Annotated in this window: 11 protein-coding genes and 1 pseudogene; 5 read left to right on the forward strand and 7 right to left on the reverse strand. The window is 64.6% G+C overall.

The genetic code is table 11. From position 1 onward, the window contains the following. Positions 1 to 267: DUF1236 domain-containing protein (locus MOV75_RS16730; protein ID WP_247006221.1), on the forward strand; the 267-nt coding region annotated here is incomplete at its 5' end. A gap of 45 nt (positions 268 to 312) precedes the next feature. Here MOV75_RS16730 and MOV75_RS16735 read toward each other — a convergent pair. The 3 genes from MOV75_RS16735 to MOV75_RS16745 all read right to left on the reverse strand — a co-directional run bounded on the left by MOV75_RS16735 (position 313) and on the right by MOV75_RS16745 (position 1,952). Then, positions 313 to 690: a VanZ family protein gene (locus MOV75_RS16735; RefSeq protein WP_246922331.1), complete on the reverse strand. Its 378-nt coding sequence runs from the start codon at positions 688 to 690 to the stop codon at positions 313 to 315. Between the two features lie 76 nt (positions 691 to 766). Further along, positions 767 to 1,375, reverse strand: a complete 609-nt coding sequence (locus tag MOV75_RS16740) for a thiamine pyrophosphate-dependent enzyme (RefSeq protein ID WP_246922333.1) — start codon at positions 1,373 to 1,375, stop codon at positions 767 to 769. A gap of 10 nt (positions 1,376 to 1,385) precedes the next feature. Next, a complete protein-coding gene (locus MOV75_RS16745) occupies positions 1,386 to 1,952 on the reverse strand; it encodes a thiamine pyrophosphate-binding protein (protein ID WP_246922334.1) in 567 nt (188 codons plus the stop codon). 238 nt (positions 1,953 to 2,190) lie between these two features. Here MOV75_RS16745 and MOV75_RS16750 point away from each other — a divergent pair, with 238 nt between their 5' ends. Then, positions 2,191 to 3,240 (forward strand): hydroxyacid dehydrogenase, encoded by a 1,050-nt coding sequence (locus MOV75_RS16750; RefSeq protein ID WP_246922337.1) that lies wholly within the window; start codon positions 2,191 to 2,193, stop codon positions 3,238 to 3,240. Between the two features lie 111 nt (positions 3,241 to 3,351). Further along, positions 3,352 to 3,792, forward strand: coding sequence for a flagellar basal body rod protein FlgC (locus tag MOV75_RS16755; protein ID WP_246922341.1), 441 nt, complete (start codon positions 3,352 to 3,354; stop codon positions 3,790 to 3,792). 49 nt (positions 3,793 to 3,841) lie between these two features. Here MOV75_RS16755 and MOV75_RS16760 read toward each other — a convergent pair whose 3' ends face one another. Further along, entirely contained in the window at positions 3,842 to 4,783 is a 942-nt protein-coding gene (locus MOV75_RS16760; RefSeq protein ID WP_246922343.1) for an ornithine cyclodeaminase family protein, read from the reverse strand. Between the two features lie 161 nt (positions 4,784 to 4,944). On the opposite strand from MOV75_RS16760, the gene MOV75_RS16765 reads away from it, so the two are divergent. After that, positions 4,945 to 5,157 carry a hypothetical protein gene (locus MOV75_RS16765; protein WP_246922346.1) on the forward strand — a complete coding sequence of 71 codons (213 nt, stop codon included), beginning with the start codon at positions 4,945 to 4,947 and terminating at the stop codon, positions 5,155 to 5,157. 3 nt (positions 5,158 to 5,160) lie between these two features. Here the strand turns inward: MOV75_RS16765 and MOV75_RS16770 are convergent, their stop codons facing one another. From MOV75_RS16770 to MOV75_RS16780, 3 genes are all read right to left on the reverse strand, one after another. Continuing rightward, positions 5,161 to 5,739 carry a GNAT family N-acetyltransferase gene (locus MOV75_RS16770; RefSeq protein WP_246922349.1) on the reverse strand — a complete coding sequence of 193 codons (579 nt, stop codon included), beginning with the start codon at positions 5,737 to 5,739 and terminating at the stop codon, positions 5,161 to 5,163. A 6-nt stretch (positions 5,740 to 5,745) separates the two neighbouring features. Further along, the gene (locus MOV75_RS16775) at positions 5,746 to 8,103 is read right to left on the reverse strand and encodes an Orn/Lys/Arg decarboxylase N-terminal domain-containing protein (protein ID WP_246922352.1); all 2,358 of its coding nucleotides are present in this window, start codon (positions 8,101 to 8,103) and stop codon (positions 5,746 to 5,748) included. A 107-nt stretch (positions 8,104 to 8,210) separates the two neighbouring features. Beyond that, positions 8,211 to 8,690 carry an Lrp/AsnC family transcriptional regulator gene (locus MOV75_RS16780; RefSeq protein WP_246922355.1) on the reverse strand — a complete coding sequence of 160 codons (480 nt, stop codon included), beginning with the start codon at positions 8,688 to 8,690 and terminating at the stop codon, positions 8,211 to 8,213. Between the two features lie 145 nt (positions 8,691 to 8,835). Between MOV75_RS16780 and MOV75_RS16785 the strand changes: the two are divergent. Then, positions 8,836 to 9,268 (forward strand): annotated as a pseudogene (locus tag MOV75_RS16785) (alanine dehydrogenase); the annotation flags it as partial.

Consider the following 9,268-nt stretch of genomic DNA (forward strand, 5'->3'; position numbering starts at 1 on the left):
ATCGGTGGTCCGGTCGGCGCGATGGTCGGCGGCACCGTCGGTGCGGCCGTCGGCGCGGGTCTCGAAATTCCGAATGCGATTCTCGGCGGAATCCCGCGAAGTGACTCGGTTGTCGTGGAGGAGCGTGTCGTGGTCGGCGAGCCGCTGCCTCCGACCGTGGTGCTGCGCCCGGTGCCGAACTACACCGAGTATCGCTATGCGGTCGTGAACGACCGCCGTGTGATCGTCGAGCCGCGCACCCGCCGCGTCGTCAAGATCATCGACTGATCGGCGGCTGACCTTACGCGTTGAGAATATGGGCCCTGCGGAGCGTCACTCCGCGGGGCCTTCGCTTGCCACGGTGGAACTCGTGCGAAGGCGCGTGAGGAGCCAATCGGCTGCGGCCGCGAGCGCAAAGCCGATGCAGGCGGTGAGCGCGTCGACCAGAAAATCCTCCAGCCGGGCGTGGCGTCCGGGTGCCCAAAACTGCATCAGCTCGAGCACGCCGATCAGGGCGACCGCGGCCGCTGCGCTCGGCAGGCGCCGGCGCGGATAGGCGAGGCCGAAGGCCAGTCCCACCAGGATGAATGCAAGCGCATGTTCGCCGTCCTGGCCCAGGTCGGAATGGGGGCGCAGTCCGGAGGGACCGAGGGTTGCGAAAGTAACGGCGGCCGCGAGCAGCCAGGCAATGGAACGAACCAAAATGGACATCCGGCTCGCTTAGCACAGATTTGCGGTGGGCCGGTACAGTCCCCCATCAGATCGACGTGTAGTTAATGACAAAATGTTAAAGTGGCTCGCGCACGCCCAGCCCGTGCATGAAGCGCTCCCGGATCTGCACGGGATCACGCCTTGTGGTGCCGACACCGGGCTTGTCGTCGATGCGGACCGCGATCAGGCTCGGTTCGGTGGCCGACATCGCCGCTTCGACCAGACGTTCGAAATCCTCCTCGTCCGCCGCCCAGGCGCTGTTGGAAAGGCCGGAGCCGACGGCAATGGCAACGATGTCGGCGACGCTTGCCGCAGGTGTCGGCTGTGCGCCGGTAATCTGGTAGATGCCATTGTCCATCACGACCATGATGAGGTTCTTCGGCTTCAGGCTCGCAATCGTCGAGAGCGCGCCGAGCTGCATCAACAGCGAGCCATCGCCTTCGAGTGCGAAGACGCGGCGGTCGGGCTGCGCCAGCGCGACGCCGAGCGCGATCGGAAAGGCGAGCCCCATGCTGCCCAGCATGTAGAAATTCTGCGGGCGGTGGCCGGCGGCCCAGAGGTCGAAATTGGTGTTGCCGATGCCGCCGATCACGGCTTCCTCGTGCTTGAGCCTGGCGATCAGGCGCGAGGTGACATCGAAGCGGTTCATCACCTTGGTATTGCCAGTGTTCATGGCAGTATTCATTTGGCCGACCTCACTTGTCGAAGGTCTTGCCGCCCGTGAGCAGCGGGTTGAGGATCAGCGCCACGGGCGTCTGCGTCGTGACGGCCTGCTTGATCGAGCGGTCGGCGATGAACTCGAGCTCGTCGAGCCGGGTGATGGTGTGGTGCTCGAGCGCCAGCGAGTCGAGCACCGGCCGCATCGTGCGGCAGACCAGCGACTGCCCGTAGTTGAACTCGCCGAGCGTGCCGCGCTCGGAGACGAACATGATCAGCGGGATCTGATAGGGGACCGCGAGCGAAGCCAGGACGTTGGCGAGCGTGGCAAAGCCGGAGGTCTGCATCAGCACCGCGCCGCGCCGACCGCCCATCCAGGCGCCCGAAACGATGCCGACCGCCTCCTCTTCGCGGGCGGTGGCGAAGGTGGTGAAGAAGGGGTCGGCGTGCAGGTTCTGGATCAGCGGGGTCAGCACGCGATCGGGCACGTAAGGGATGAGGCTGATCTCGTTCCGTTTCAGGGTTTGCAGGACGATGCCGTGCCAGCTGATTTCGCCGGCCCCCTGCGTCGCCTGGGGCGAAGTCTGCTGCTCCGCAATCGCCATTGCGTTCTCCCTTGGTCCGCGCATGCTTCTTGGTTTTGACCGTCGCGGCAATCGGCCGAACTTGACGCAGCGGGCGGGATTGTCAACATGTCGCGGTCGGCACCGTGATCTGCGCCAGAAGACCTGCCGTGGCCGGCGCCGCCATGTCATATGTGTGCGACGAAGAAATGGGAGGAAGCACGGAGGGGGCGCGCGCCGCGCTGGCCTTGCTGATTCCTGGAGAGCCGGAAGGGTCCTGATGTCGGTCAACAGCAAGCGTGTCGTCTACTCCAATTATCTGGCCAATCCGATCTATATCGACATCCTCAAGGCGCGGCCCGACGTCCAGCTCGATCGCATCGAGAACGGGAGCCCCGAAGATTTCTACGCGCCGCTCCTTGGCGCTGCCCATGTCTACCAGGTCGGCGCCGCCCGCGACGAGCTCGCCCCGCATTTCCATGTCGATGCCGCCTTCCTGAAGCGCGCACCGAACCTGCTGCTCGTTTCCAGCAACGGCGCCGGCTTCGACCCCGTCGACGTCGAGGCCTGCACGGCAGCCGGCGTCGTGGTTGTCAACCAGTCCGGCGGCAACGCCCATTCGGTTGCCGAGCACGCGCTGGCGATGATGCTGACGCTGTCCAAGCGCATCATCCAGTCGGATCGCCGCCTGCGCCGCGACCGCGACGTCAACCGCAACGATCTCGTCGGCAACGAGGTCGAGCAAAAGACCGTCGGCATCATCGGCCTCGGCAATGTCGGCCGCCGCATCGCCGCGCTGTGCAAGGGCCTGCTTGGCATGAAGGTGCTGGCCTATGACCCGTATCTCACCGCCGAGGTGATGGCCGAGCGGGGCGGGGAGAAGGTGGAGCTGGACGAGCTGTTGCGCCGCGCCGATTTCGTCTCGATCTCTTGTCCGCTCAACAAGGGCAGCCGCAACATGATCAGCGTGCGCGAATTCGCGCTGATGCAGCCGCATGCCTACTTCATCACCACGGCACGCGGCTTCATCCACGACGAGGATGCGCTGCTTCAGGCCCTGCGCGACAAGCGCATCGCCGGTGCCGGCCTCGACGTCTGGTCCAAGGAGCCGCCGCCACCGGAGCATCCACTGCTCCAGTTCGACAACGTGCTGGCGAGCCCGCACACCGCAGGCGTGACCATCGAGGCGCGCCAGAACATGGGCCGCATTGCGGCCGAGCAGGTGCTGGACACGCTCGACGGCAAGCGTCCCCCGCGTATCATCAATCCCGAGGTCTGGCCGGTTTATGCGGAGCGGTTCAAGCAGGTGTTCGGGGTGATGCCGGGGTAGGGCCCGCGGGGTCCGGTTGGCCTCTTTGGTTATCACGACGGAAAGGCAAAGCGGCGCTTCTTATCAATCGGGTAAGTGAACGCGTATCACTTGTCCTGTAGTTGAAAGTCCATGAGCATATTCTCGATTGCGACATCCGGACTTTCTGCGGCGAGCTTGCGCGTGAACGTGGCCGCGAGCAACATCGCCAATGTTCGCACCACCGGCCCGCTGCCAGCCTCAGACGGGTCGAGCACATCGGCCGTTACGGGCAGTTCGGGCATTGCTCCGACGTTTCCCGCGGCCTACGTGCCATTGCGCGTCGACCAGTCGAGCGGCTCGACGCCGGGCGGCACTATTGCGACGGTGTCGACGGTCTCGCCGAGCTATACCGCACAATCCGACCCTACCGCCGCCTTCGCAAACCAGGATGGCCTGGTCGCAGCGCCGAATGTCGACATCGCCAGCGAATTCGTTCAACTGGCGGCCGCAAAGTACAGCTTCATTGCCAATGCGAAGGTCATTCAGGCCTACGCGGAAACGACAGAGTCGCTCCTCGACATCAAGGCTTGAACGCTGACGTCGGCCTTGCTTCGCCGGCCTCCTGCTCCGGACAGGTCGTCTATCCCAACTTCGCACCGAGTTGCTGGAACACTGCCTCGCAGGTCATGAGGTCGAGATGGCCGCCGCCCGCATTCTTGAAGAAGGTTATGTCGGACGGTGAGGCGCGTCCTTGCACACGGCCACTGGCGAGATCGTAGAGATCGCCGAGCACCTCCGTCTCGCTGATCGCGCCGTTCGCGATCGGTTGCAGGATGTCGCCGACGCCATGGAAGGCGGATTCCCTGCGGTCTACGAACACACGCGAGATTCGAGCCGCGTCGTCGTCGGCTTCACGGGTTTGCGGCGTGTAGCCGCCAACGAGATCCAGATGCGTGCCTGGCCGCAAATTGCGTCCCTTGATGAGCGGCTGATGCGATCTCGTGCAGGTGGTGATCACGTCAGCCTCGCGCGTCGCGGCGTCGAGATCCATGGTCGTTTCCGCTTTCACGCCGTCTTCCACCAACCGCCTGGCGAGGTCGGCGGCCCGCTCCGGGCTTCGATTCCAGATCACGACGCGCTCGATCGACGGCCTCGCCGTCCGATGCCCCCGGATCAGCCATTCGGACATCTCACCGGCACCGACGCAAAGCAGCGTTAGAGGGCTGGGCGGGCCGAGCAGTTTCGTGCCGAGTGCGGAATCGGCAGCCGTGCGCCAGTGCGTGATCTCGGTCCCATCCATCGCCGCCAGCGGCCGCCCGTTAGTGCCGTCGAACAGCACGCACACAGCCTGCACCGCCGGCATCTGGCCTCCCGCCAGATTGGTGGGGAAGCTGGTGAACATCTTGCTCGCCATGTAGCGGCCGGGATCGACCGCGCTGCGGATGACGTATTGCCCTTTCTCGTCGCCAAGGAAGGCGTCCAGAACCTCCATCTTCGACCGGCGGTGCGCCTCTTCCAGGGCCGCAATGAGGATCGGAAACGTCAGTACTCTGGTGACTTCGGCATCGGAGACAAAGCGCAAGGCAAGATCCTCATGGACGGCCGGCACTTGCCCATAAACCCGCGCGGCGGGTTCCGCAACGAATCTTCGGTCGGGACTGCCCGGACTTGATCCGCGTCAAAATCTCCTTTCCCCGATCAGCCTAAATGGGACTAGAGTGCTGCGGGGCAGCAGGAGGCGCCATGTCTACTTATGTCGTCAGGTTCATGAAGAACGTGCTCGGCGAATACGGCCGGCAGTGCGAGGTCTGTCAGGGCACGCTCGAGATCGACGCCGCGGACGAGGACGAGGCCACGGAGCGGGCGAAGGCAAAGTTCTGCGAGGACCAGGCGTTGCATCATTGGTCGCTGCATGCCGACCGTATCCAGGTCAGACCGGCTGACTTTCCGTCCTGAGTTCTAGCGGCCCGGCGCTGTGACGGGTGGCGGCGCCGTCGTCCCGGCGCCGAGCGATCGCTGCACCATGACGGTGTCGGACCAGCGGCCGTGGCGATAGGCGACGCCGCAGAGCAGACCGGCGCGCGCGAAGCCGAACTTTTCGTGCAGCGCCAGCGAGGGCGCGTTGTCGGCGTCGATATAGCCGATCATCTGGCGGAAGCCGGCCGCCGCACAAGCATCGATCAATTCCTGCAGCAGCAGTCGTCCGACCCCGCGGCCGAGTTGCTCGTGGTGAACGTAGATCGAATGCTTGGCGGTGTAGCGATAGGCCGGCCGCTTGCGGAACTGCACGGCGTAGGCATAGCCAACCACCTCGCCGCGAAAGGTCGCGACCAGGTGCGGCAGGCGGGTCTGCTTCAGGTTCTTGCGCCGGTCGCGCAAATCGTCCGGCTCGGGCGCGCCGGTTCCCTCGACTTCGCGGGGTACGCCGTTGCGGACGTGGTGGCGGTAGATCGCCAGCATCGCCTCGACGTCGCTCTCACGTGAGGTGCGGACCAGGACCGCCTCGTCGTCCGCACGTGCCATTGCCGTTTCGTTCATTCGCACCTACTCGGCAACGACGTAAGTGTACAGCCCGATCCTCCCCTGAGCATCGACCTCCTTGTAGATGCCCTGGATCTCGACGTCGAAGCCCGGAAAGGTGTTGAAGCAGGTCTCGAACATCTTGAGATAATCCACCATGGGCTTGGCCCGTTCGTTCAGCCGCTCGCCCGGAACGATGGTGGCGATGCCGGGCGGATAGACCACGAAGGGCGTGGTGGCGATGCGGCCCCCAATGGCCTCGATCGGCAGATAGTCGACGTCGTTCTTGAACAGGTAGCGCGCGGCATCGCGCGGCGACATCGCGATCTCAGGCATATGCTCGGGCATGAACTGCCGCGCCTGGAGCGCGCTGACGTCGGCGGCACGGAAGAAGCGGTGCATCTCGCTGCAGAGGTCGCGCAGGCGCACGCCGGCATAGCGCGCTTGCCGACGTTGGTAGAACTCCGGGATGACGTCCGCCAGCAGCGCATTGTCGTCGTGCAGGCGCTTGAATGCGACGAGGCCGGAGATCAGCGTTCCGGCCTTGCTCGCCTCGACTCCGGGGGTGAGCAGGAAGAGCAGGGAGTTGAGGTCGTTCTTCTCGGGGACGATGCGGTTTTCGCGCAGGTACTGCGCGACGACCGGCGCGGGGATGCCGTGCTCGACATAGGCCCCGGTGGTGCGGTCGAAGCCGGGGGTCAGCAGCGTCAGCTTGTTCGGGTCGGTCATGGCAAAGCCCTCGGTGAGGCCGGGGAAGCCATGCCAGTTGCTGTCCGGGGAGAGCTGCCACAGCGTGGGATTGGTGGCGAGCTCGTCGGTGGAGAGCGTCTCCCAGGCAACGTTGTGCGCAGCGCCGGGGCGGCTGACGTCGGGAATCGCGACGCGATCGGGAACGAACGGCTCGAAGAACCAGCGCCGGTCCGGATTCTGCTCCTTCTCCTCGAATTCGCGGCGCATCGCGCGGATCTTCTTGCGCAACTCGATGCCGAGCCGGATCGTGTCGTCCCACAGCACCTCGCCGGAGCGGCCCTTCATCATCTGCGCGCCGACGTCGAGGGAGGCGAACAGGGGATAGAACGGCGAGGTGGAAGCGTGCTGCATGAAGCTCTCGTTGAAGCGGCGATGCTCGACGCGCCGCTTCTGGCCGCGGATGTGGCGGTCCTTGATGTGAATCTGCGAGGCCTGCGAGAAGCTGGCGAGCTGCTTGTGGGTCGACTGCGTCGCGATGATGCCGGGCGCCTCGGGGGGAAGATTGGACAGGCCCATGGCAAAGCGGCCGGCATAGAGCGGGTGGAACTTCATGAAGCCGGCCCAGGCCTCGTCGAACAGGATGTATTCGCAGAGATGGCCGATGCGTTTCAGGATCATCTCGGCGCTGTGAATCGTGCCATCATAGGTGCATTGCTCGACGACAGCCACGCGGAACGGCCGCTCCTTGCGCCAGGCGTCGCGATCCCCAACCAGCGGATGGTTACGGATCGCCTCGCGCAAGGCCTTCTCGTCGAGCATGTCCCAGCGCATCGGGCCGATCAGGCCCCAGGCGTTGCGGATGGTCGGGACGTAGACCGGGACGCCGCCGTTGATCATCAGCGCGCCGTGATGGGCGGCCTTGTGGTTGTTGCGGTCGAACAGCACGAGATCGCCGTCGGTGACGAGCGCGCCGAGCGCGACCTTGTTCGAGGTCGAGGTGCCGTTGAGCACGAAATAGGTCTTTTCCGCGCCGAAGATCTGGGCGGCTTCCTTCTGCGCCCTCAGCGCGGGACCTTCATGGGTGAGGAGGTCGCCGAGGTCGAGCACGGAATTATCGAGGTCGTCGCGGAACACGGATTCGCCGAGATGCTCGACGAACACGCGTCCGATCGGGCTGCGGTTGTAGAACACGCCGCCATTGTGACCGGGGCAGGTCCAGAGCTGGTTGCCTTCCTCGGCATAGTCGACCAGCGCGCCGAAGAACGGTGTCTTGAGCGTCTCGGCATATTGCTTGAGCCGGCTGATCAGGTTCTTGGCGATGAAGGTCGGCGTCTCCTCGGACAGGAAGACATAGCCGTCGATGAAGTCGAGCACCTCGACCGGCAAATCCTCGAAGCGCTTGCGCCGGATCAGCAGGATGATCGGAAAGTCGAGGCCGCGGCGCCGCATCAGGTTGATCAGCGCCGAGGTCTTGCCCTCCAGGCCCTTCTTGCCCCAGTCCACCACCATGCAGCCGATCGCGGCATCGGTCTGCACCGCCATCTCGGCGTCTTCGAGCTTGCGGGCCCGGACCACCTCGAAGCCGGAGCGCTGGATCTCCTCGATGATCTGGTTGAAGCGGACGCCCTCGAGATCGTCGGCGTCGAACACAGGTGCGGCGAACAGGAAGTTGAAGCGCTTGAAATAGTCCATGTCGGGTCCCGAATGTGCGGAGAGACACAGCTCTCGGCACATTCGATGACAATTCGATGACAGCGGCCAGGGATGGGCTCGGTCGCGTTTGCGGAAGGGGAGAGCCGCTAGCGCTTTGCCTCGCCGAACACCACCGTGGGTACTGCGCGGTTGACGATTTCGCGTAGCGCGAAGCTCGATTGCACGCGCGCGACGCGCGGCAGTCGGGACAGCTCGGTGCGGTGGATACGCTCGAAATCCTGGATGTCGCGGGCAAGCACGATGAGAATGTAGTCGTCTGTCCCCGACATTAGGAAGCAACGCACGACGGAAGGGCATTTCACGACCTCCGCCTCGAACGCCTTCAGCGCCTCGTCGCTCTGGCTCTCCAGTGCGATGCGAACCAGCACGGTTGTGGTGAGGCCGAACTGGGCGAGGTCGAGCGCGGCGCGGTAGGCCTGGATGTAGCCCTCGTCCTCGAGCGCCTTCTGCCGCCGTGCCAGCGCCGTGCTTGATAGCCCGACCTTGTTGGCAAGCTCGGTGTGGCTGGCACGCGCATTGGTCGTGAGTTCCGCGAGGATTGCGAGGTCTTTCCGGTCGAGGGGCAAGGTTTCGTTTCCAGCGTGAAGGGGAGCTTCAGCGCCGGAAACCGGCGCGGGTCTGCCGAAACTAGCGGATATTTGCACGAAACCAAACCGGCCCCGTCGTTACGATGAGGAACAGAATCAAGGCGTCGGCAAAGGAGCCCGGAAGATGCGTGTCGGTGTGCCCAAGGAGATCAAGGTACAGGAATATCGCGTCGGGCTCACCCCGGGCGCCGTCCGTGAATATGTTGCAGCCGGGCACCAGGTGATGGTCGAGACCGGCGCCGGCGGCGGCATCGGCGCGTCCGATGAGGTGTATCGGCGGGCAGGGGCCACCATTGCCGAGAGCGCCCGCGACATCTTTGCCAAGTCCGACATGATTGTGAAGGTGAAGGAGCCACAGAAGAGCGAATGGGCCCAGCTCCGAGAAAGCCAGATTCTATTTACCTATCTTCATCTTGCGCCGGATCCGGAGCAGGCCAAGGGCCTGGTTGCCTCCGGCTGCACCGCGATCGCCTATGAAACCGTCACGGACGCGAATGGTCACCTCCCGCTGCTCGCGCCGATGAGCGAAGTCGCCGGGCGCCTCGCCGTCGAGGCCG

Origin of the sequence: Bradyrhizobium sp. PRIMUS42 (assembly GCF_023006515.1) — a bacterium.
In the GTDB taxonomy this organism is placed as follows: Bacteria; Pseudomonadota; Alphaproteobacteria; order Rhizobiales; family Xanthobacteraceae; genus Bradyrhizobium.